Raw genomic sequence first — 22,491 nt, forward strand, 5'->3', positions numbered from 1 at the left:
ATAATTAATTCAACACGGCCCCTTTCAGTGAAGTTGCTTGCGACGAATCTGCTTAGGGGTTTTTTATTGCCAATCCCATTCTGCGTACCCTTCAATAATTCCCATTGCCTCTAGTGTTATACATTGCCCATTAAGGTTGGGAAACTCATTAAGTAAACTTTTTAAACGATCCCACCATGTGGAATTAGGGTTGACCTTTGTTAGCAGGTGCTGAGCTATGCAAAGTTGTAGAAAGGGTCTTGCAAGAGTATGAGGGCTTCAAGTTATCAGTGAAATGCTTAATATCCTTTAGGCCTTCTTGCTTTGGTTGCTCAATCATATTGCGATTCCACAGACGACTGTGATGTGCGCAGACGTTACGAAGGTAGTTTAAGCAACGTAGCCATGATTCAAGTGTTTCTCCTTTCGTCACGCCGTATTTGTTTGCAATTAATGTTTGTTGTTCAGGTAACATTCCTTTGAAGAGTCGAGATAATGTGCCGAAATCCCATACTTCACAAGCGATCCAAATAGGAACCGGTAAACCGTATTTTTCTTTTGTATGCAGAATGAATTCTTCTTTAGAGCGAGATAACAGATTAGCGTGATTTTGTAGCCAAGCATGCTGTGGAATAACACCTGTTTTGGCGTCGACTTGCTTGCTAAATAAATCTTTGAAGTGATCGGGTTCTAAATAGGCGAAAGGACTATGCTTTCCAAGTGTATGAGAGATGTCAACTCGAAGAGCAACTTCAATGCGCTCAAGAGCGTCTAGCGTGTGGATTCTTAGCTTCTTGTCGAAAACATACAAATCCACAGCATCTTGAAAGCTAAAGCCTGCAACAAAATTATCAAATACTAACCTTGTTTCGCGCTTTTGCTTTTTATTAGGTTTCTTAATCGTTGGGTTGTAAACGCAACAAAGTTCAGACCTTTGCTTGAATGGATACCAATAGCCGCTGAGTCGGTAGTACCCAATTCTTTCCAAAAACGAGAGCGCTTTGTTTCGATCATCAATGATAAGCCCATTTTCAATGAGCTTATCAAGTTGTTGCTCGTAACTGAGCCATGGTTTGTTATACATTCAGTTCCCTCTGATGTTTCTATGTTTTGACGCTAAGAGGCACTCAATGCGCCTCGTCCCAGTTATCCCCAACACCCGCTTCTACCAATAAAGGCACGTCAATCTGACTACTGTTCTGCATGATGTCGACGATTTTCTCTTTGGCGGCGTCGAGGTCTTTTTCAGCGACTTCGAAGATCAATTCATCGTGTACTTGCATGATCATTTTCACGTCTAGGTCGTTTTCGCTAGCAGCCGAGCATCATTGTCATGATCTATTTGATAATAATTTGGCACTTATTTCTAGCCTAATTATTTCGGCGTTGCGAAGAATGAACGACTGATACATAATTACTCTTAACACGGCTCCTTTCAATGAGGCTACTTGATGTAGCTGATTTGCTTAGGAGTTTTTTTATGCTTAAAAAAGCTTTCGATCAGACTATCTTGGTTATTTTACATCCTGCCTGAAGGTTCTTTATCATTGACTGTTTGTTGTCTGTTGCAATGCACTGGCGTCAGTACTAAAATTGATCGTGTAGAAGGGCTTAACATATGACTCATTACTGGATTGTCCATATGTTCTCACGCTACCAATGATTCGCCAGTGACATCATTGTTGATGGTTAGACTAAACATTGTTTAGTCACCCTGACCCCAAAGAGCTAAAGGGCTGCCACGAACTATCATTTTTCATTTTAAAAAAGAGCATTTGTTATGCTCTTTTTTATGTCTACTATACTAAAAGGTTAGCTATGTAGTTTCTGGCGTATTTTTCTCTTGTTTCATTTGCCTATATGGGGGGGTTGAGACATGATTAGTTCAACACGGCCCCTTTCAGTGAAGTTGCTTGCGACCAATCTGCTTAGGGGTTTTTACCTTTCCAATTCTTCATACCGCTTTATATCACAGGTTTACACAACAGTTCACTAACGGACTGTTTGCTATCCATCCAGTTGCTTGTTGTTGGGCACCGCCAGTTTAATGACTCACGAATATGTGGATATACATCATGCAAACTCGCACTGTTAAATATTGGCTCATGATGACCACATCTATTTCTAAATTTTCTGATGGTGTAGCATGCGTCTTTTAATGCCTTTCTGATTTCTTGTGGTGTCATGTATGTCGGTGCATTTGGAAAGGTTTTGGTGATGTATGGCTTCCATATGCGGCCATCGTGTCGGCTTGTGAGCATATTCTCAAACCATACGAATTTGATTTCAGGGAGTAGCTTGCTGACGCCGTGGTAACCGTTACTTAGCGCAGATTGAAGCGTGTGCTTGTCTAAATGATTGAGAGAGTTTTGAAAGACGGCGTTGGTTGGCCAGTCGCTGCCGTAACGAATGCTAATGGCATCAGAGATAGCATTGCGTATGGCGACTTCGTAAATATGTATAGGAAAGAAAAAGCGGCTGGAAAGCTCGGCGTTCCATTCATAAAGCTTCAGCGTTGTTGTATTGCAGCTTTTCCCTATTGAACGAATAACCGCTTGTCGATACGTTGAGAATCGATTAATTGAAAGGGCGTGTTCTATCGCAGTATAAGGCATCCCTGCCTCCTAATGTTATCTTGACGAATTCACGTTTTTTAACTAGCATTGTTGTTGAGAGCTTCGGATATCCCTGCTTAGGCAGCCCACCGAAGACAGACGAAATAGAAAGCCATGCTCAGCATGGCTTTTTTAGTTTTAGCACTATGATACGGAGGCTCAATGCGCCTCGTCCCAGTTATCCCCAACACCCGCCTCAACCAACAAAGGCACGTCAATCTGGCTACTATTCTGCATGATGTCGACGATTTTTTCTTTGGCGGCGTCGAGGTCTTTCTCGGCCACTTCGAAGATGAGTTCATCGTGTACTTGCATGATCATTTTCACGTCTAGGTCGGTGTCTGTTAGCCAGTCGTGCATTTTGATCATGGCGCGTTTGATGATGTCGGCGGCGGAGCCTTGCATCGGTGCGTTGATCGCGGTGCGTTCGGCGGCTTGGCGCATCATGGCGTTTTTCGCTTTGATGTCTGGCAAGTACAAACGACGACCGTAGATGGTTTCTACATAGCCTTTTTCTTTCGCGCCTTCGCGGGTGTTTTCCATGTATTGCTGTACGCCTGGGTAACGTTCGAAGTAGCGTTTGATGTATTTGCCGGCTTCTGGGCGACCAATGCCAAGCTGTTTCGCGAGACCAAAGGCTGACATGCCGTAGATTAAGCCGAAGTTGATGGCTTTGGCGCGGCGGCGTTGTTCTATGGTCACTTCTTCTAAACTGACTTCGAAGACTTCCGCTGCGGTGGCTTTGTGCACGTCGGCGTCTTTGGTGAAGGCGTCTAGTAAGCCCGGATCTTGGGACAGGTGCGCCATGATGCGCAATTCGACTTGCGAGTAGTCGGCTGCAACCAGTTTGTAGCCTTTAGGCGCGATAAAAGCTTGGCGAATACGACGACCTTCAGCAGAACGAATCGGGATGTTCTGCAAGTTCGGATCAGTCGACGACAAACGACCTGTCGCGGTAATGGCTTGGTGGTAAGAGGTATGAATGCGGCCGGTTTTTTGGATCATCTCTGGCAGTTTGTCTGTGTAAGTGGATTTCAACTTAGACAGGCTGCGGTGTTCCATGATCAAGCGTGGCAGTTCGTAGTCTTGTGCCAGTTCTTGCAAGATGGGTTCGGCGGTCGATGGCTGGCCTTTGGGCGTTTTTTTGATAACGGGCAAGCCTTGTTTTTCGAACAAAATAACTTGCAGTTGTTTTGGCGAGCTGAGGTTGAAGCTTTCGCCCGCTTCTTCGTGGGCTTTGATTTCCAGTTCTTGCAGTTTGCCAGCGATTTCGCTGCTTTGAATATGCAGAAGCTCTGGGTCGATCAAGGCGCCGGTTTGTTCCATTTTCGCCAAGACCGGAATCAGTGGGCATTCGATGTCTTTAAAGATACTGACTAATTCTGGTGTGGTTTCGATTTTAGGCCAAATCGTTTGGTGCAAACGCAAGGTAATGTCGGCGTCTTCGGCGGCGTAAAATGCGGCCACTTCTAAATCGATTTGGTTGAAGGTTTTTTGCTTGGCACCTTTGCCGGCGATCTCTTCAAAGCTCACGTTGGTGTGGCCGAGGAACTTGCTGGCAAGGGTGTCCATGTCGTGGCGGGAGCTTACGGAGTTGTACACGTAAGATTCCAACATGGTGTCGTAGGCGATGCCGCGCAAGGTAATGCCGTAGTTGTTTAGTACGTTGGCATCGTATTTAAGATGTTGGCCGACTTTCGCTTGGCTGTCGTCTTCGAGCCAAGGTTTAAGTTGCTCTAGCACCCAATCCCGATCCAGTTGTTCTGGTGCGCCTTCGTAATCGTGCGCCACTGGAACGTAAGCGGCTTCGCCTGCTTTAATGGAGAAAGATAGACCAACCAGCTCGGCGGCCATATAGTTCAGCGAGGTGGTTTCTGTATCGAAGGCAACCAGCTCGGCGGCTTGGATTTTTTCTAGCCATTTGTTGAAGCTGGCTTTGTCTAATACCGTGGTGTAGTTGGCTTCTAGGTCAGATGCGATTGGCGTATCGACTTGGCCGTCTTTTTGTTCAGCGGCGATGTTGCCAACTGTGTCGCTGGCGCTTTCGACGCTTGGCGCTTTGTCTAGGTCAGTTAGCCAAGTTTTGAATTCTAGCTTGGTAAACCACTCACGCAGTTTTTCTTTGTCTGCTTCGCCGTTTTTCAGATCTTGTGGATCGAAGGGCAGTTCCACGTCGCATTTAATGGTCGCTAAGGTGTAAGACAGCTCGGCCATCTCTTTGTTGTCGGCCATTTTTTGTTTCATGGTCTTAGAACCACGGAAGCCCAAGTCAGCGATTTCGTCTAGGCGACTGTAAATGTCTTTGATGCTGCCAAGACCTTGCAATAAGGCTAGGGCGGTTTTCTCACCCACGCCCGGTACGCCGGGGATGTTGTCGACTTTATCGCCCATGAGTGCAAGGTAATCGATGATCAGTTCTGGCGGAATGCCGAATTTGTCCTTCACGCCTTGGATGTCCATGACGGTGTTGTTCATGGTGTTCACAAGGGTGACGTTTTCGGTGACCAGTTGCGCCATGTCTTTGTCGCCAGTAGAGACAATGACCTCGCGGCCTTGCTCGCCCACTTGTTTGGCGATGGTGCCGATCACGTCGTCGGCTTCGACGCCTTCGATGATGACCAGCGGCAAGCCCATGGCTTCCACCATGCGGTGGATCGGTTCGATTTGTGGGCGAAGATCGTCAGGCATGGGCGGACGGTGGGCTTTGTATTCGCTGTAAATGTCGTCGCGGAAGGTTTTGCCCTTGGCGTCAAAAATGATCACCATTGGAGAGTTCGGGTACGTTTTGATTAGGCTGCGGATCATGCTGATCACCCCGCGCGTGGCGTTGGTCGGGTGACCGTCGCTGGTGTGCATGGGTGGAATCGCGTGGAATGCTCGGTAAAGGTAAGACGAGCCGTCTACTAGAACCATAGGTGGAGTGTGTGTTTTAGAATCCGTAGCCAAAATAGAACCTCTTTTTAATCGGCGGTTATAGGCTCTATTCTATGTGTTTGAGTGTGTTTTTACAGTTAAAAAAGGAATTAATCTGGCGTTTTTGTTTCTATTAAGGCGCTAGAGTAAATAACGACTTGGTTACGACCGTTGCTTTTTGCGTAATAAACCGCTTTGTCAGCTTCTTCTACTAGGTCGAGAAAATGTGCTTTGGGTTGTATGGTCGATATGCCGATACTGGCCGTGACCTTGCCAATTTGTCGGTAAGGCAGTTGATTTAGTGTGTGTTTGAAAATGGGACCAATGGTAGTGAGTAAATCGTGGCTTGGGTTAACGATCACCATGATGAATTCCTCGCCACCCCAGCGGGCTAAACCATGGTCGTTGAAGTAAATAGTGCGCAGGCGTGACGCAAATTCGACCAAAACATGGTCGCCTATGGTATGACCAAACTTGTCGTTGATATTTTTGAAGTGATCAATGTCGATCAATAACACACAAATTTTGCTGTCAGAATCCAGTTTGTTGAGCCAGTTTTCAAGCCCTCGACGATTCAGGACGTCGGTTAAAAAATCCCGATCAGCCAGTTGTTGAGAATGTTTTAAATCAAAACTAATACTGTTCATATGGTGATTGATACTGCGTTGATAAGGAATAATCAGCAGTATTAATAAACTGGCGGGGCCAAATAAAAACAGTAAATCATAGCCTCTTGGGGTTTGTAATTCGTTTGGATGAGTCAACAAAAAAAGCAGCACGGGAAGCGCGTTGAGTGACCAAGTGACGACCACCAATCTGTTGAGCTTTTCCGGTAGCATGAGCATGATTAAGGTAGTACTCAAAATAATCATGCCGGAAATAGGCGGAAATATTTCCACGAATTGCCATTTATTTTGCCAAGCACCGATGGTGAAGTACAAGGTGTTTGGTACGGACGTCAATAAGATGATCGCGCCATAGATGTTGATGACTTGATGGATTCTTTTTTGAGGCTTCTTGTAAAGATAAATAAAAAGTATCAAATGCAAGAGCGTGAAAAACGCGGGTTGGAAAGCATGAATAATAAACGGCGTTGAATAAACGTTGAATAAAACCGCGTAAATGGCGCTGCTAAAAATCGTGACGATCAGCAGTCGATACGTGGCTGGAATTAAAATATTGGTATGGTCGTTTAAATTATTGGGCATGGTTACGTCCGATGTTAGTTGCTTGTGCAAAGTATACATACTTTACTGCCAAGTTCTGTTGTCTCTTGGTGAAAAAATGTTCCTGTAGCAGCAAGTGTTTGAAAGGCTAGGGGCGTGCAATAAAGCATCTATTTACTGTACTTAGAATTGACCTTTTGGTACTTATTGTGGAGCATAGGCGCTTCAGTGCTTCGTTTCCTTTTTGAGCAAATATTTTCTAATAAATTAGGTAGTACCACTTGGCTGTTTACACATCCCTCTCTGACTCTGACATGCGGGCCTTAGTGGCCGATTATTATTTGGGCGAACTGGTTGCCTTCCAAGGTATTTCTGGTGGTGTCGAAAATACCAATTACTTTTTGACCACCACAACGGGTAAATATGTGGTGACCTTGTTTGAAGAGTTTCAGCCGGAGGAAGTACCGTACTTTTTAGACGTGGTCGCGCATTTAAAACACAAGGGGTTTAATGTACCAGCGGCCTTGATCGATATTCATGGTGAGCGCCTGCGTATTGTGAAAGACCGTCCAACCATTATCGTGGATTGCTTCCCTGGTAGTGGATTAGACAGCACGAATGTAGAAACCTGTCGCCAAATGGGCGCTGTGTTAGCGAAGCTGCATACGGCAGGGGAAGACTTTGCCACGCACCGAGAAAGTCATCGAGGCATGGCGTGGTGGCATAAAACGAGTGACGCGATTGCATCACAATTGGAGCCTGAACAAGCGCAGCTGTTGTTGTCACAAATCGCGGAGTTTGATGCGTTTATCGCCGAGCAACCCGATTTGCCGAAAACCACCATTCATGGGGATTTGTTCTACAACAATACCTTGTTTGAAGGCAATCAGCTCTCGGCGATCATTGATTTTTACAACGCCTGCCATTCTTGGGTGATGTACGACTTAGCCATTGTGGTGAACGATTGGTGTTCCGACATGACAACTGGCGAATTAGATAAAGCCAAATATAAGGCGTTGATAAAAGCCTATTTGCATGAGCGAGAAGTCAGTGCTGAGGAAGTGCTGGCTTGGCCCTATATGTTGAAAATCGCAGCGTTGCGTTTTTGGTTGTCTCGTTTAGAAGCATGGCATGGCGCGAAACATGATCCTGAACGTTTGGCGCAACAGCATGATCCTCGCGAGTTTCAGCGTATTTTAGAGGCTCGGGTGAGATACGCCCTGGCCTTGGTGGAAACAATATGATACGAGTTTGGTTGTGTTTGTGCGTTAGTGTGTTATTTACCGCTTCGGCTCTGGCCCATCCTCATGTTTGGGTGGACTCCCAGTATCGCGTTCAGGTGGATCAAAGCAGCATTGAAACCCTTGAAGCAACATGGAGCTTAGACCTGTTTACCTCAACGAGTTTGATTGCTGAATACGATGTGGATGGCGATGGGGATCTAACCGGTCAAGAAAAGCTCGATATGATCGAGGTTTTAAAAAGTTTTCAGCAATACGGCTTTTTTATCAAGATGAAGCAAGACGGTGCTGATATTGTGCCCAGCGACGTACAGGTCTTAGATGTTCGCGTTCGAGATCAGATGTTGTGGATTCGTCTTGGTATCGCACTGCCAGCGCCCGTCAATCTTGAGGCGTCAACCTTGAGCTTTGCGTTTGGTGACGATGAATTGTATTTTGCGATGGAACCGTTGGAAGAGGGTTTGGTGCGCTTGTCGGGTTCGTTGTCTGAAACCTGCACGCCAGTTGAACGGGAAGCAGAAGAAACGTCCGTGGCGATGTGGGTGGATTTGACCTGTAAATCTTAGTCGAGACCATGACACGACGATGGTTACACGACAACGACGCTTACCAATACTCACTAAAAAAAAGACTCAATTGCTTGTTGATAACTTATAAAGGTAGAAGTTCATGTTAGAGCATTTCCAATGGTTGCCTTTTTTAGCTGCTATTACGGTTCTTACCATGAGTCCGGGCGTGGACACTATTTTGGTGATGCGTAACGCGGCGTCTGGTGGTTGGCGTTTGGGTTTTTTGACTAGCTTGGGTATTTGCATGGGGTTGTTTGCCCATGCCACTGTGTCAGCCTTAGGCTTGTCGGTAATTTTGCTCGGCTCGGCGGGGTTGTTTACTGCGTTCAAATTGGTTGGCGCCGCTTATCTCGTATACCTAGGGGGGCAAGCGATTCGCAGTGCTATGAAGCCGGTGGGCATGACGTTTAAAGACGCCAAAAATCCGAAATCACTGACGGCATGGGGCAGTTTTCGCCAAGGCATTTTGTCTAACGTATTGAATCCAAAACCGATTATCTTTTATATGGCGTTCTTGCCGCAGTTTATTGATCCGAGTTATTCGGCATTAGCGCAATCGCTTTTCATGGCTTCTTTGCACTTTATCATCGCCATGGTATGGCAAACCTTTTTGGCGCTTATGGTGCATAAGGCGCGCGTCTGGTTAGCGCGACCAAAAGTGGCGTTGGTATTAGACGGCTTAACGGGTGTCTTGTTATTGGGTTTTGGTGTAAAACTGGCATTAAGCCAGCGCTAACACGTTGCGACTGATATGATCCTATTAGGAAGGCGAGGTTGACTTAGCGCAAACGCCTTCCATTAATACCAATTCTATTATGGTTAACACTCTTGTTCTGGGCACTCGTCCCAGACGTTCAGCTTCGATCATGGTGAAGAACAAACCGTGGAAGCATTCTGTAATCGCAGCCGCACTAATGTCTACCCGAAAGTGACCACTTTGTTGCCCCTTCAAGAAAAAAGCGTCGAGCTTTTCTTGCATCTGAATGCATTCACAGTTTTCCAATAGCTCTGGTTGCCAGTGTTGGATGGTAAAGAGGGTGAGGCTCTTTGTTTTTATAACAATTTTCTAGAAGCTTTCGAAGGCCTTCTCTTGGCTCAGCGGTGTCTAAATTGGCATTCTTGATTGCCAATTTATAGGCGTTAAGACTGCTCGCTTGCAGCCTTTCAAGCAGACTTTCCCTGGTGGGGCAAAAACGATACAGGGTGGCTTTACTCACCCCGACAGCACAGGCGAGGCTCTTGTAGCGACGCACGAGGGTGTTTCACCAATGCTAGCGCCAACGCGTTCTGTAATGCCTCGTTTGTTTCCTGTTCTGCCATATCAATGTCCAATTTACGTTTGAATAACCATGTTTGATGGTTGCCTATGTTACTCGTTTTTTGAGCCTTAGTGATTTTACGCAGAATTTTTTTATGTGAAATCTTATATGCCAGTAAAAAGCAGAAATAAAAAGAATTTAATAGGAATCAAATGAATCACTATAGATTCATTTGAGTTGTTTTAATATTATTAGAATCTATTTTATCTCTGGCATAAATGTAAGGTATTTACCAATGATACGAATTCTAAAGAATGGGCGAACGTGGCTACCGGTTGTGGCGGTGTTATTTGTTGTGTCTGGCTGTACCCCAAGTGAGCCAGAGTCGCAAGCCAGCGCGCCGGCAAGTGTAAGAGCCGCTACCGTGATGACGGTGCAACCTGTTGAGTACGAAGAAAATGCGATCTTACCTGGTCGCGTGGAGCCGATTCGTGAGGCGGAAGTGCGTGCTCGTGTTCCTGGTATTGTGTTACACAGAAAATTTGTTGAAGGCTCTGATGTAAAAGCGGGCGATGTGTTGTTTGAGATTGATCCTGCGTCACTAAAAATTGCTCTTGCTCGTGCGAAAGGTGAACTTGCTCGAGCCGAAGCGACCTTGTTTGATGCCAAAGTGTTGGTGGATCGTTACACTCCCTTGTTGAAGTCTCAAGCGGTCAGTAAGCAAACCTTTGATGCGGCACAAGCGGCTTATTTGAGTGCCAGTGCATCGGTTATTTCTGCCAAAGCGGATGTAGACAATGCTGAGCTGAATCTCGACTACGCGACCGTTCGTGCGCCAATTTCTGGCCGCATTGGTCGTGCGAATGTCAGCGAAGGCATGTTAGTGGGGCAGAGCGACACCACGCTGCTAGCGACCATTCAGCAGCTTGACCATGTTTACGTGGATTTCACGCAGTCTGTGACAGATACCTTGAAATACCGACAGTCTTTAGAAGAGAACACTGCAGCTAATAGTACTCAATTGATGGCTAAGTTAGACGGTTACGACAAAGGCTTTGAAGGAAAACTGTTATTTTCAGACAGTCAGGTCGATGAAAAAACCGGCAATGTTGTGTTACGCGGCCTGTTCCCAAATGCCAATAAAGTGTTATTACCAGGCATGTATGTGCGTGTTGAAGCGGTTCAGTCTCACTCTGCTCAAGCCATCTTGATTCCTCAGCGTGCGGTGATGCGCAGTAACAATGGGGCATTTGTATATATCGTTAATGATCAAAATACCGTGGAAGTTCGTTCTATTGTTACGGGCTCAATGTCGCAAAACTTGTGGCGCATTACGCAAGGGCTAAACGCAGGTGATAGAGTGATTATCGATAATGCAGGTATGTATCAAGTGGGAGAGAAGGTAATGGCTTCCGCAAAAGTGGCCTCTAATTTTTAGTTTATTACTGACTTTATCTTCACTGTTCAGACGTTTTTAGAGGCTTAATGCATGTCTAATTTCTTTATTGCACGACCCAATTTTGCTTGGGTAATGGCAATCTTTATTTTGTTGGCAGGGCTATTGGCGTTGCCAACCTTACCTGTGTCGCAATTTCCGGTAGTGGCTCCACCGCAAATTGAAATCACCGCGACGTACCCTGGTGCGTCGGCTCAGGTGTTAGTGGACTCGGTAACCAGTGTGATCGAGGAGGAATTAAATGGCGCAAAAGGTTTGCTCTATTTTGATTCGTCCAGTAACGCTAATGGCATCGCGCAGATTACCGCGTCTTTTGAGCCGGGCACGGACCCTGATTTGGCTCAGGTCGATATTCAGAACCGTCTAAAAAAAGCCGAGGCGCGTTTACCAAGCAGTGTTATTGCCCAAGGTGTGCAAGTTGACCAAGCCAGTTCTGGATTCTTGATGATCTATGCGCTGACGTTCAAAGGCGATGATTCAGCGAAAAGTATTGTAACCTTGGCGGATTACGCCGCACGCAATATTAACAATAATATTCGTCGTGTTGAGGGTGTGGGTAAGCTGCAATATTTTGGTACTGAAGCGGCTATGCGAGTTTGGGTGTCACCTGAAAAACTGTTGAGTTATGGCTTATCAATTGGTGATGTGAATACCGCTATAAGTAACCAAAACGTACAAGTCCCAGCGGGGAGTTTTGGTGCCCGACCTGCCGATAATGTGCAAGAGCTGACAGCTAGTTTGGTGGTAAAAGGCTTTTTGGACGATCCAGAAGAGTTTGGCAATATTGTATTGCGCAGCAACACCGATGGTTCCGCCGTTTATCTAAAAGATGTGGCTCGTGTTGAGCTGGGTCAGCAAGACTATAATTTTGAAACACGCTTAAATGGTCGTAAAGCCATCATGGGCGCAGTGCAGTTATCGCCTGGTGCCAACGCTATTGAAACGGTTAAGGCCGTAAAAGCTCGTGCTGCAGAATTGGAAGCCAACTTTCCAGATGATATTCAGATCAGTTTTCCCTATGACACGTCTAAGTTCGTCAGCGCCGCAATTGAAAAGGTTATTTATACCTTAGTAGAGGCCATTGTGTTGGTGTTTTTGGTGATGCTGTTGTTCTTGCAGAATTTACGCTACACCTTGATTCCGACGATTGTGGTGCCGGTTTGTATCTTAGGTACCTTTGCGGTGATGTCTCTGATGGGCTTCTCGGTGAACATGATGACCATGTTTGGTATGGTGCTCGCCATTGGTATTTTAGTGGATGACGCCATTGTGGTGGTCGAAAACGTCGAACGTATTATGGTGGAAGAGGGGCTTTCGCCAAAAGCCGCGACGATTAAAGCCATGGGGCAAGTGTCTGGGGCTATTGTTGGTATCACCTTGGTGTTGTCTGCGGTGTTTGTGCCGCTGGCCTTTATGAGCGGTTCGGTGGGTATTATTTATCAGCAGTTCTCCATGTCTCTGGCGGTGTCTATTATGCTGTCTGGGATTTTGGCTCTTACTTTTACGCCAGCTTTGTGTGCGACGTTGCTGAAACCCATCAACAAAGAAGTGCATCATGAAAAAGGCGGATTCTTTGGTTGGTTTAATCGTCAGTTCACTGGGCTAACGAGTCGCTATTCTGCCCTAAATGGCAAGCTAGTGAATCGCTCTGGGCGTTTCATGTTGGTGTATCTTGTGCTGATTCTTGGTCTTGGTTATGCCTATCTGCGTTTACCTGAATCTTTTGTGCCAACGGAAGACCAAGGTTACATGATTGTCGATGTTCAACTGCCCGCTGGTGCGACGTTCTCTCGAACGAATGACACCATGAAAGAGGTTGAGCAGTTCTTAGGCCAACGAGATGCGGTTGAGAATGTGGTCACCGTCATGGGCTTTAGTTTCTCTGGTATGGGAGCGAATGCGGGTTTGCTGTTCCCAACTTTCACTGATTGGTCTGAACGTGAACAGTCATTGTTTGATGAAACCATGGCTTATAACCAATTCGCTGGCAGTATCACGGATGGTCGCTCTATGGCGGTGCCACCACCGCCAATCGAAGGCATGGGAAACTCGGGCGGCTTTTCGTTGCGTTTGCAGGACCGTAGTAATCTCGGTCGAGAGGCGCTAACCAATGCGCGTAATGTGGTGTTAGGTCAAGCGAATGCGTCCCCCATCATTGCTTACGCTATGATGGAGGGTTTAGAGGATGCTCCGCAGCTGAGAATTGATATAGACCGTAAAAAAGCGACGGCGCTGGGGGTGGGTTTTGAATCCATTAATAACGCGGTTTCTACGGCCTATGGTTCTGCCACGGTAAATGATTTTACCAATGCGGGTCGTTTGCAGCGTGTTGTGGTGCAAGCTGATGTAGCAGACCGTATGACGCCAGAACGGGTACTTGAGTTACAAGTGTTGAATGACGAAGGCAATCTTGTGCCGATGCGCTCTTTTGCGAGCAGTTCATGGGAGATGGGACCCGTTCAGGTTTCTCGTTATAATGGTTATCCGGCGTACAAAATTTCAGGCAGCCCAATGCCAGGACACAGTTCTGGTGAAGCCATGGCGGAAATTGAGCGAATTATTAGCACTTTGCCAAAAGGCATAGGCTATGAATGGACGGGGTTGTCTTACCAAGAACAAGCCGCGGGTTCTCAAGCGCCCATGCTGCTGACCATTTCGATTTTGGTGGTGTTCTTGTTGCTGGTGGCCTTGTATGAAAGCTGGTCGATTCCATTGTCGGTTATTTTGATTATTCCGATTGGCGCGTTGGGGGCGGTGTTGGCCGTTTTCCTAACGGGCATGTCGAATGATGTGTACTTTAAAGTGGGTCTGATTACGATTATTGGTTTGTCGGCAAAGAATGCGATCTTGATTGTGGAGTTTGCCAAAGATCTTTATCAGCAAGGACATTCGCTCAAAGAGTCGGCGATCCAAGCGGCTAAACTGCGCTTTAGACCGATTATTATGACCTCGATGGCCTTTATTTTGGGGGTTGTACCCTTGACGATCGCCACGGGAGCGGGGGCGGCCAGTCAGCACTCTTTAGGGGTGAGTGTGATTGGTGGCATGATCTCGGCGACCCTTCTTGGTGTGTTGTTTGTTCCTGTGTTTTTTACTTGGGTTCTTGGGCTTTTTAAAACTAAGAATACAACGCATTAAGTAGTCAGCCATGCAAACGGAGAAGCCGATATAAAGTCACACTTTGTATCGGTTTTTCTTTTTCATGACATGTTATTTCTCCCTCATTTTTTTGATTCTTTGCTAGAATTCCCCCATCTGTGTTCTCTTCGAGACTGTCTTTCAATAGGGACTGCTTTCAGATGGCTATTTGCTGTGTCACAAGCGCGGTAAATTGGGTGGGTCCTTATCCTATAAGATAGGGCTTTAGATAATAAGTATTCGGCTTTGCTGTCTGCTTTTTTGGTGATTCTTTTAAATGAGTTTATTGATTTCAACGTGGATTAAGTTTTTCTTCCTGTTTGCACCGTTTTTTGTGTTGTCTATGTTTCTCGCGCTAACGCGTGGCGAATCGTCGACTTCCCGTCGTCACGTGGCAAATAAGGCCATTATCGCCTCCGTGGCGATCTCTATTGTGTTGCTGTTTTTTGGTGGCGGCTTGTTTGCTGTGTTAGGCATTACGCTGGATTCTTTCCGTATTGGTTCCGGTATTTTGCTGTTTATGTCGGCTCTGAGCTTGGTGCGTGACGGCACACGTAATCATGCGGTGGGAATGCCCAGTGAAGAGCGCGATGATGTGTCTGTGGTGCCGCTTGCCGTGCCAACCATTATCGGACCGGCGACCATTGGTACGATTCTGGTTTATGGCGCTGAGCTACAAGGTTGGGATTTATTCATCGGTCTATGTGGTTTGTTGTTAGCACTGGGTACCTTGACCATTATTTTGTATTCTGGCTCTTTAATCGAGAAGATGCTGGGTCGTACTGGCTTAAATGTGTTATCGAAAATCACCGGCTTGATTTTGGCCGCTATGGCCGCGCAAATTTTCATGAGCGGTGTGATGGGCTTTTTACAACCCGCTGTCGGTTAACGAATAAATGCGACGTTTCTAGGCTTTGGCTTCTCCTTAGGTTTGAGTTGTTATACCATAACAAAATTATCTTTAACCATGGGTGAGTGCCAATTATGGCGAAGAACGTCGCTTTTTTACTTCTGTCTTTTTTATGTCTTAGTTCGCCTCTTTATGCCGCGGTGGAGTTTTCCCTCTACCAAGACTTTATTCAGTGGATTCTGTCACAGCAGGCGACATTTCATCGTGAATTAGTCTCTTTGGTGCGTTCCATTAGCAAAGAGGGTAGTCCTGTTTTGTTGTGGGGGTTGATGACCACCAGTTTCTTCTATGGCGTATTTCATGCTGCGGGTCCGGGCCATGGCAAAGCGGTGATTTCAGCCTATATGTTGGCAAGCAAAGCACCGATTCGGCGTGGTGTGAGTTTGGCGTTTTTGTGTGCGGGCGTGCAAGCTTTGATGGCGATAGCGGTCATTTTAGTCTTGAGTCAGATCTTTTCTTTAGCCGGAAAAGTCATGCAAATCAGTCGTTTTTTCGAGATTGCCAGTTTTGCTGCGGTGGGCTTAATCGGTGTTTGGATTTTGGTGCGTTTGTTACGAGGCCAGTCTGGTTGTGGTCATGACCACTCTCAAGATCATCTACACGCTCATTCTAGCGATCATCACGACCATGACCATGACCATGACCACGATCATCATGACCATGACCATGACCACGATCATCATGATCATGGCTCTCACGGTCATGGCTGTTGCGCTCACCACGATCATCATGATCATGGCTCTCACGGTCATGGCTGTTGCGCTCACCACGAACAGGAAGCCAAAACAGCGCGTCGCAGTATTTGGGCGATGGTGGCGGCGGTTGGAATTCGACCTTGTACGGGGGCGGTGTTGGTTTTACTGTTTTCGTTAAGCACGGGCATTTTTTTATGGGGCGTCGTCGCAACCTTTGCCATGGCGCTTGGCACGGCCATTACGGTTGCGGTGTTGGCTGCGGTCAGCGTGTTGGTGCGTGACACTGGGTTAGCGTTAAGTAGTGAGCATCGTATTTGGCGACAAAGAGTGTCGCGTGTCTTCGGTTTTATTGCTGCTTTCGCTTTGATTATCATCAGTTGTTCCATGATTTGGAGCTACTTGAGCAATGCAGGAAGGGCGTTTTAATGACCAAATTACATTCACATCAGCATGATCATGACGCGGGTCATGCCCATGATCATAATCACAATCATTGCATTGATACTGCGCTTGCTACGGCGGAGACCTTGTGTATTGAACAGGGCCAGCGTTTGACCAAAGTGCGTCGTCGTGCATTGGAGTTGATTTGGGAAAGTCATCGGCCATTAGGGGCTTATCAGTTATTGGCGAAATTGGCAGAAGAAGGCTTTAATTCTGCGCCGCCGACGGTTTATCGTGCCTTAGACTTTTTATTGGCAGCAGGTCTCATTCACAAAGTGGAGTCGATGAATGCTTATTTGGGGTGCGCCCATGCCGACAGAGCCCACAAGGGGTATTTTTTGATTTGTGATGAGTGCCACAATGTGATGGAGTTTGATTATCAAGACATCCATGCGGCCTTGATCGCTAAAGCCGCTAAGCAGGGGTTTGAGTTGCGTGCGGAAACCATCGAACTGACAGGCTTGTGTGCCGATTGCAAAGCAAAGGCAACGGACGCTGCGGCGGTAGGGACAAGCGCATGAGTAAACGCTTAGTGGTGTTTGATAAAATTGGCATCGCGTTTGATGGTCGAGTATTGCTCGAAAACATTGATATGACCATCAGTGAGGGTGAAATTGTTACCTTGATTGGCCCCAATGGCAGCGGCAAAAGTACCTTGATTCGTACCTTGTTGGGTCTACAAGACGCGACTTCTGGTGAGATAGTCAGGCATAAAACCTTGCGTATCGGCTATATGCCACAAAAGCTGCACATCGATCCGACTTTGCCGTTAACGGTTAAGCATTTCTTGGCGTTGGTTCGAGGCGTCAATAAGCAAGACATTCTGCCAACGCTAGAAAAACTTGGCATTGCGCATTTGCTCCACTCACAAGTGCATGTGTTGTCGGGTGGTGAAACGCAGCGTGTTTTGCTGGCGCGTGCTTTGTTGAATCGACCGAATCTGCTGGTGCTTGATGAACCGGTTCAGGGTGTGGATGTGAATGGTCAGGTGGAACTCTATAACTTGATTGAAAGCATTCGCAATGAGCTGCATTGCGGTGTGTTGATGGTGTCCCATGATTTGCATTTGGTGATGGCGAAAACAGATACCGTTGTGTGCATCAACCAGCATGTTTGTTGCTCCGGTAGCCCGCAGCATGTAACGGGTCATCCCGCTTATCAAGCTTTGTTTGGTGTGCCTGGTGCGGACGAGTCTATCGCGATTTACGCCCATCAGCACGATCATGTGCATGATGAACACGGCAGTATTTTGTCAGACGATGGCGACGCTCACGCCCATTGTCAGCATCATTAAATATTACCCTAGTTAGCCGTTTTTGGAGTTTGTAATAGCATGTTAGATCTTTTGCTCAGAGCCTTGTTAGGCGGATTGGGTGTGGCTGCCGTCGCGGGGCCGCTAGGGGCGTTTGTTGTTTGGCGACGGATGGCGTATTTTGGTGACACCTTGGCACACTCTGCTTTGCTGGGGGTGGCGTTAGGCTTTTTATTAGACATCAATCTGAACTTAGCCATTGTCGTTCTGTGTGTCGGTTTGGCCTTAGTATTGGTCACTTTGCAGAAGAAACACATTATCGCGACGGATACCTTATTGGGGATTTTAGCCCATTCAGCATTGTCACTGGGTTTGGTGGCGGTGAGCTTTTTGGACAATATTCGTATTGATTTGATGGCGTATTTGTTTGGTGATTTATTGGCGATTAACCAAGCCGACGTGTATTGGATTTATGGCGGTGGTTTGGCGGTTATCACTTTGTTGGTGACGTTCTGGAAGCCGCTATTAGCCGTCACGGTGAACGAAGAACTGGCGAAAGTGGAAGGCTATCCGGTTGAAGCGATTCGTTTATTGCTGATGTTGCTGGTGGCTTTGGTGATTGCTGTGGCGATGAAAATCGTCGGTGTGCTGTTAATTACTTCCCTAATGATTATTCCTGCTGCCACCGCGCGTAAGCTTTCTAGTACACCGATTCAGATGGCGTCGTTCGCTAGCTTCATTGGTTGTCTGGCTGTGTGTGGTGGGTTGTGGGCGTCTTATCGCTGGGACACGCCAACGGGTCCAAGTGTTGTCGTATGCGCCGCCTTGTTGTTCTTGATCGCTTATACCTTACCGTTTAAACGTTTGCGTTAAGGTTGTGCGAAAGCGACTTTAAAAAAGCCACGTTGAGAAATCAACGTGGCTTTTTTAATGCATTTCATTTGAACGCAGTTTGATGCAGACGCAGAGTCCTGGGTGCGTGTTGGTGAGGATTAAATCACCATGGTGTAAAGAAACAATGGCTTGAACGAGTGTTAGTCCTAGACCATGCCCAAAGACTTCTTTTTTGCTGGTGAGACGTTTAAAACGCTGTGTCACAAAGTGCTGACTTTCTTCCGGTATACCAGGACCTTGGTCTGTGACCTTGATGAGTGTATCACCCGACGACGTTGCGATGCTGAGTTGGATGATTTTGCTTTGTGGAGCGTATTTAATGGCATTGTCTAATAGGTTGGCAATGGCTTGGAAAATCAAAATTTGATCTGCATAAAATACATGTTTTTTATGGGCATCGAGATGCAGCTCAATACCGTGATTTTCGGCGAGCGGTTGATAATATTCGTAGACCTCATACAGCATGTCATAGGCATTGATCTTGTCTTTCTGGTGACAAATTTGTCCGGTTTCTACTTCTGACAACCGCATGATAGCGCGAAAAAGTACTTGAATTTGTTCGGTTTCTTTTATCGCGAATTCAAGCTCGTGTTGCTCTTCGCCTTGGACCCGTTCTGATAGGTTAATCAATTTATGCTGTAGGCGCGTGAGCGGGGTTCTCAGTTCGTGTGCGACGTGACTGGTGATGTCGCGCACTTCTTCCATGAGTTTTTGTGTGCGTCCTAAGACGAGGTTAATCTCTTGGCTGAGTCGGCCAAACTCATCACCGTTATTTTTATAACTGACCCTGACATCGTGCTTGCCGCGGGCGTAGTCTTCCAAAACATCAATAATGTGATTCACTCGATAGAGGTTATGTAGGCTAAACGGTAGGCTGATGAATAAAATAGTGAGCTGTATGGCCAATAATCCAGCTCCCGTCATCAGTGGAATAAGACGCGTTTGTTGGATCATGGGTTGTACGTTATAAGCGTTAAAATACATACCACCATCGACCAGAGGAACCAATAGTCCTAGCAGCTCAATACTGGGGCTTTTTAACGACAAGATTCGTGGTGGATTGGTGTTGTTTTGCTGTAACGCCTCTATGTGACTGTCTGATAAATAGCGCTTATCACCAGATAATATTCGGCTATTGGCATCAAAGATGAAAGTGAAGTGGTCTTTTCGGCTTTCAGTGATGTTGGTTTTTGCTAACAGCTCTGCCAGTTGGACGCTGTTGTTATAGGCTATGTTTAATTTTTGCTTTTCAAGGTTTTCAAAAATCATGCTTCGCACATGACTTTTCATGATGTTTTCCAAAATTGCGTTGCTGATAAAAATGGCGGCACAGGAAATCAATAAGCAAATAAAAGCGATAGTGGCGGCTTGTCGAAAGCTGCTGCTGTGCAGCAAGGGCTTAATAAACACAGGGTTATCCTAATGCATAGCCAACTGAGCGAATGGTTCGAATAATGGGGCTTTTTGATCCACCGTCTAACTTTTGTCTTAGTTTGGAGAGGTGAACGTCTAATATGTTTGTTTGCGGATCAAAATGATATCCCCACGCTTTTTCTAGCAACATGCTACGGGTGACGGTTTGTCCTGGGTGTTCTGCTAGGACATACAGCAGTTTGAATTCTTTATTGGTTAGATCGATACGTTGTCCGGAACGTGTGACCTCGTGACGTTCAAGGTTGATCATCATGTCTTTGATTTTAATAAAATTAGTTGATGCGATTTTTTGGGTACGACAATAAAGGCGCTCTAATCGCAACAGCAGTTCGGTAAAGTCGAAAGGCTTGCCTAGATAGTCATCGGCGCCCGCTCTTAACCCTTCTATGCGATCTGACGTTTGGTCGTTGGCAGACAGAATGAGTACAGGAGGGTGAGGTATTTCACCTAGTAAGCCAAGTAGTTGAATGCCGTCGATTTTAGGAATAATTCGGTCTAGTAGGATGACATCAAAAACTTCTTCTTTAATCAGCATGAGCGCGTCTTCGCCATTGTCTATCAGCTTACATGTATGTCCTGATACATGAAGTTTGTTGCTAATCCAATGGCTAACAGAAGCATCATCTTCAACAACGAGAATACGCATAGTTATGATCTCTCAGAACAAAAAGTGGCAGGGAGGACGCATGAATCATAGTATAAAATGATAATGATTATCAATTCAATAAAGTGTGTTTTGAATATATCTATGCATCGGTTGTGTCTCCACTTACCGAATAAGGTTGATTAATATATTTTTTCTATACAAATCATTGATTTATGGTTTTTATTACATTTTTTGATGATATTAGCCTCTATCCTAGCAATTGAGTTACAAAGAGCCAGCCTCTATTCATTAAGCATTCTTAATGCTTTGTGTGTTGAGTCGAAAATAAGAATGAATCTTAATAGTAGCGTTGAACTTTGTGTGAATAGGCTCATGACGGATTTTTGTATTTTTTCAGCGTTGATTTTCGCCCTGATGTGGGCCGTTGTTTCGGATGTGTTTTATCGTCGTATTGACAATGTGTTGATCGGTGGTCTGCTGTTCGGTTGGGTAGTGGCAGTGCTTCTGTCTGTCTGTTCTTTTGGGACCTATGTTCAGATGAGCCAAACGGAATTATTTCGCTACTTGCTTTTCTCTGTGGCTGGGGCGCTTTGTGTCTTGCTGGTAGGGGGAGGATTATTTTTAGTGGGACAGGTTGGTGCGGGCGATATTAAGCTGATGTCTGTGTTGTGTTTGTGGGTAGGTTACGATGATCAATTGGGTTTTTTGATGATAACCGCCTTAATAGGAGGAACGCTGGCTCTGTCTGCGCCTATTTTTTCTTATATTGAGTCAAAGGGAAGTGAGCTTATGGTGCGTGTGTTAACCCAGTATCCTAGGCTAAGTGTGCCTGCACCCGTAGCGCGTGCCAATGATGGTATCAGGGGAGTGCCTTATGGTGTGGCGATTTCCGTTGGGGCTGGGTGTTTTTTTGGGCCTCGTCTTTTCCATGTTTTTTAATCTACGTAGGGTTTTAATGCGCTCAGTGCGGCTTTTTAGTAAAGATAATCAGGCGTTAGTATCTGTTGAGTTTGCTTTGCTTTTCCCCGTGATTATTTTTAGCTCAATGATGTTAATTGAATTGATTAGAATTGCAGTGGTGATTGTGTTTGTTGGTCGTACTTTAGACAATGTTGTTCAGGCACTTCCTTCAGAGAAGGCATTTTTATCGTTGAAAGAAGAGGATAAAAGTCAATGGTTAAGCCATGACATTGTAAAGCAGTCTTATGGCATGGTTTCCATAGAAAACATTGATGTAACATTTCAAACGTTTTCGATTTCTAGTTATTCTAAAAATATAAAACTGGATGATTCCCATTCTACTTCTATGTTAAATATTAGCCTGTTACTTAATGAAAATTTTATAACGCCTTTGCCTTATTTTTTTGGACTAGGAAATTCTTTCCAACATGAATATAGACAGGTTGTTGGCGACCTGATAAATACTTCGGTATTATAAAAGAGTATGTGGTTTTTCATGCTAAACATCATGGTATCTTGGAGAAAATAGAGTGTGAGGGAAATCTTGTTGAAGCTAAGAGCAATGATAGTGAGCAGTCGAACCCTTATTTACAAAATCATTGCTGTTCTTAGTTTAATAATGGCCTTTGTAGGGATTATGGTACCCGGTATTCCTGCAACCGAGTTCATACTGCTGTGCGCGTGGTCGTCATCAAAATGTTCCCCTAGAATTCATCGATTCCTGCATAATAATCGCTTTACAGGGCCAGCTTTATATAATTGGAATAATGGCAAGGTAATTTCGAAAAGTAATAAAATACTATCGTCATTCAGCATGTTTTTCTGTGCATGTTTACTATTTTATAGCAAGGTTAATTCATACGTTTTGTTTTTTGCTTTATCCGGCATGTTTGTCGGTTTTTTATGGATGTGGTCTAGGCCGAATAAGGTAAATGATAATGTTAACTAGTATTATTTTTTCT

20 protein-coding genes and 1 pseudogene are annotated in these 22,491 nt (G+C 45.6%); 13 read left to right on the forward strand and 8 right to left on the reverse strand.

Translation table 11 applies throughout. The annotated features are described in order from the left end of the window. Positions 1-184 precede the first annotated feature (184 nt). The 5 genes and pseudogenes from AC0L6V_RS18750 to AC0L6V_RS18770 all read right to left on the reverse strand — a co-directional run bounded on the left by AC0L6V_RS18750 (position 185) and on the right by AC0L6V_RS18770 (position 6,754). A complete protein-coding gene (locus AC0L6V_RS18750) occupies positions 185-1,063 on the reverse strand; it encodes an Abi family protein (protein ID WP_418138498.1) in 879 nt (292 codons plus the stop codon). A 43-nt stretch (positions 1,064-1,106) separates the two neighbouring features. Beyond that, positions 1,107-1,280: pseudogene (locus AC0L6V_RS18755) on the reverse strand (DNA polymerase); the annotation flags it as partial. A gap of 663 nt (positions 1,281-1,943) precedes the next feature. Then, entirely contained in the window at positions 1,944-2,594 is a 651-nt protein-coding gene (locus tag AC0L6V_RS18760; protein ID WP_265219875.1) for an Abi family protein, read from the reverse strand. 159 nt (positions 2,595-2,753) lie between these two features. Beyond that, positions 2,754-5,507 (reverse strand): DNA polymerase I, encoded by a 2,754-nt coding sequence (gene polA, locus AC0L6V_RS18765; RefSeq protein ID WP_265220316.1) that lies wholly within the window; start codon positions 5,505-5,507, stop codon positions 2,754-2,756. A 110-nt stretch (positions 5,508-5,617) separates the two neighbouring features. Continuing rightward, positions 5,618-6,754, reverse strand: coding sequence for a GGDEF domain-containing protein (locus AC0L6V_RS18770; RefSeq protein WP_418138499.1), 1,137 nt, complete (start codon positions 6,752-6,754; stop codon positions 5,618-5,620). Positions 6,755-6,954: 200 nt separating this feature from the next. Here AC0L6V_RS18770 and AC0L6V_RS18775 point away from each other — a divergent pair, with 200 nt between their 5' ends. From AC0L6V_RS18775 to AC0L6V_RS18785, 3 genes are all read left to right on the forward strand, one after another. After that, complete coding sequence (locus AC0L6V_RS18775) at positions 6,955-7,917, forward strand: homoserine kinase (RefSeq protein WP_418138500.1); 963 nt, start codon at positions 6,955-6,957, stop codon at positions 7,915-7,917. Then, positions 7,914-8,480, forward strand: coding sequence for a DUF1007 family protein (locus AC0L6V_RS18780; RefSeq protein ID WP_265219878.1), 567 nt, complete (start codon positions 7,914-7,916; stop codon positions 8,478-8,480). The genes AC0L6V_RS18775 and AC0L6V_RS18780 overlap by 4 nt, the downstream gene beginning before the upstream one ends. Positions 8,481-8,583: 103 nt before the next feature. Next, on the forward strand, positions 8,584-9,219 hold the full coding sequence (locus AC0L6V_RS18785; RefSeq protein ID WP_265219879.1) for a LysE family translocator: 636 nt from the start codon (positions 8,584-8,586) through the stop codon (positions 9,217-9,219). A 24-nt stretch (positions 9,220-9,243) separates the two neighbouring features. Here AC0L6V_RS18785 and AC0L6V_RS18790 read toward each other — a convergent pair whose 3' ends face one another. Further along, positions 9,244-9,462, reverse strand: coding sequence for a hypothetical protein (locus tag AC0L6V_RS18790; protein ID WP_265219880.1), 219 nt, complete (start codon positions 9,460-9,462; stop codon positions 9,244-9,246). A 575-nt stretch (positions 9,463-10,037) separates the two neighbouring features. Between AC0L6V_RS18790 and AC0L6V_RS18795 the strand changes: the two genes are divergently transcribed. The 7 genes from AC0L6V_RS18795 to znuB all read left to right on the forward strand — a co-directional run bounded on the left by AC0L6V_RS18795 (position 10,038) and on the right by znuB (position 18,507). Continuing rightward, positions 10,038-11,180 (forward strand): efflux RND transporter periplasmic adaptor subunit, encoded by a 1,143-nt coding sequence (locus AC0L6V_RS18795; protein ID WP_409418912.1) that lies wholly within the window; start codon positions 10,038-10,040, stop codon positions 11,178-11,180. 51 nt (positions 11,181-11,231) lie between these two features. Then, positions 11,232-14,336: an efflux RND transporter permease subunit gene (locus AC0L6V_RS18800; protein ID WP_265219884.1), complete on the forward strand. Its 3,105-nt coding sequence runs from the start codon at positions 11,232-11,234 to the stop codon at positions 14,334-14,336. Between the two features lie 277 nt (positions 14,337-14,613). Further along, positions 14,614-15,225, forward strand: coding sequence for a MarC family protein (locus tag AC0L6V_RS18805; protein WP_111607480.1), 612 nt, complete (start codon positions 14,614-14,616; stop codon positions 15,223-15,225). Between the two features lie 95 nt (positions 15,226-15,320). Continuing rightward, complete coding sequence (locus AC0L6V_RS18810; protein ID WP_265219885.1) at positions 15,321-16,367, forward strand: nickel/cobalt transporter; 1,047 nt, start codon at positions 15,321-15,323, stop codon at positions 16,365-16,367. Further along, complete coding sequence (locus AC0L6V_RS18815; RefSeq protein WP_111607478.1) at positions 16,367-16,903, forward strand: Fur family transcriptional regulator; 537 nt, start codon at positions 16,367-16,369, stop codon at positions 16,901-16,903. Before AC0L6V_RS18810 ends, AC0L6V_RS18815 begins: the two co-directional genes overlap by 1 nt. Further along, on the forward strand, positions 16,900-17,676 hold the full coding sequence (znuC, locus tag AC0L6V_RS18820) for a zinc ABC transporter ATP-binding protein ZnuC (RefSeq protein ID WP_265219886.1): 777 nt from the start codon (positions 16,900-16,902) through the stop codon (positions 17,674-17,676). The genes AC0L6V_RS18815 and znuC overlap by 4 nt, the downstream gene beginning before the upstream one ends. A gap of 39 nt (positions 17,677-17,715) precedes the next feature. Further along, positions 17,716-18,507, forward strand: coding sequence for a zinc ABC transporter permease subunit ZnuB (gene znuB, locus AC0L6V_RS18825; RefSeq protein WP_409418913.1), 792 nt, complete (start codon positions 17,716-17,718; stop codon positions 18,505-18,507). A gap of 54 nt (positions 18,508-18,561) precedes the next feature. On the opposite strand, the gene AC0L6V_RS18830 is transcribed toward znuB, so the two are convergent. After that, a complete protein-coding gene (locus AC0L6V_RS18830; RefSeq protein WP_265219887.1) occupies positions 18,562-19,938 on the reverse strand; it encodes a sensor histidine kinase in 1,377 nt (458 codons plus the stop codon). A gap of 4 nt (positions 19,939-19,942) precedes the next feature. Further along, positions 19,943-20,608, reverse strand: a complete 666-nt coding sequence (locus tag AC0L6V_RS18835) for a response regulator transcription factor (protein ID WP_265219888.1) — start codon at positions 20,606-20,608, stop codon at positions 19,943-19,945. Positions 20,609-20,899: 291 nt separating this feature from the next. Between AC0L6V_RS18835 and AC0L6V_RS18840 the strand changes: the two genes are divergently transcribed. The 3 genes from AC0L6V_RS18840 to AC0L6V_RS18850 all read left to right on the forward strand — a co-directional run bounded on the left by AC0L6V_RS18840 (position 20,900) and on the right by AC0L6V_RS18850 (position 22,478). Beyond that, positions 20,900-21,508, forward strand: a complete 609-nt coding sequence (locus AC0L6V_RS18840; RefSeq protein ID WP_265219889.1) for an A24 family peptidase — start codon at positions 20,900-20,902, stop codon at positions 21,506-21,508. Between the two features lie 25 nt (positions 21,509-21,533). Further along, positions 21,534-22,007 (forward strand): TadE/TadG family type IV pilus assembly protein, encoded by a 474-nt coding sequence (locus AC0L6V_RS18845; protein ID WP_418138501.1) that lies wholly within the window; start codon positions 21,534-21,536, stop codon positions 22,005-22,007. A gap of 84 nt (positions 22,008-22,091) precedes the next feature. Beyond that, the gene (locus AC0L6V_RS18850; RefSeq protein ID WP_265220317.1) at positions 22,092-22,478 is read left to right on the forward strand and encodes a YbaN family protein; all 387 of its coding nucleotides are present in this window, start codon (positions 22,092-22,094) and stop codon (positions 22,476-22,478) included. The last annotated feature ends 13 nt before the right edge of the window (positions 22,479-22,491 follow it).

Source organism: Marinomonas sp. G8-14, assembly GCF_055808935.1.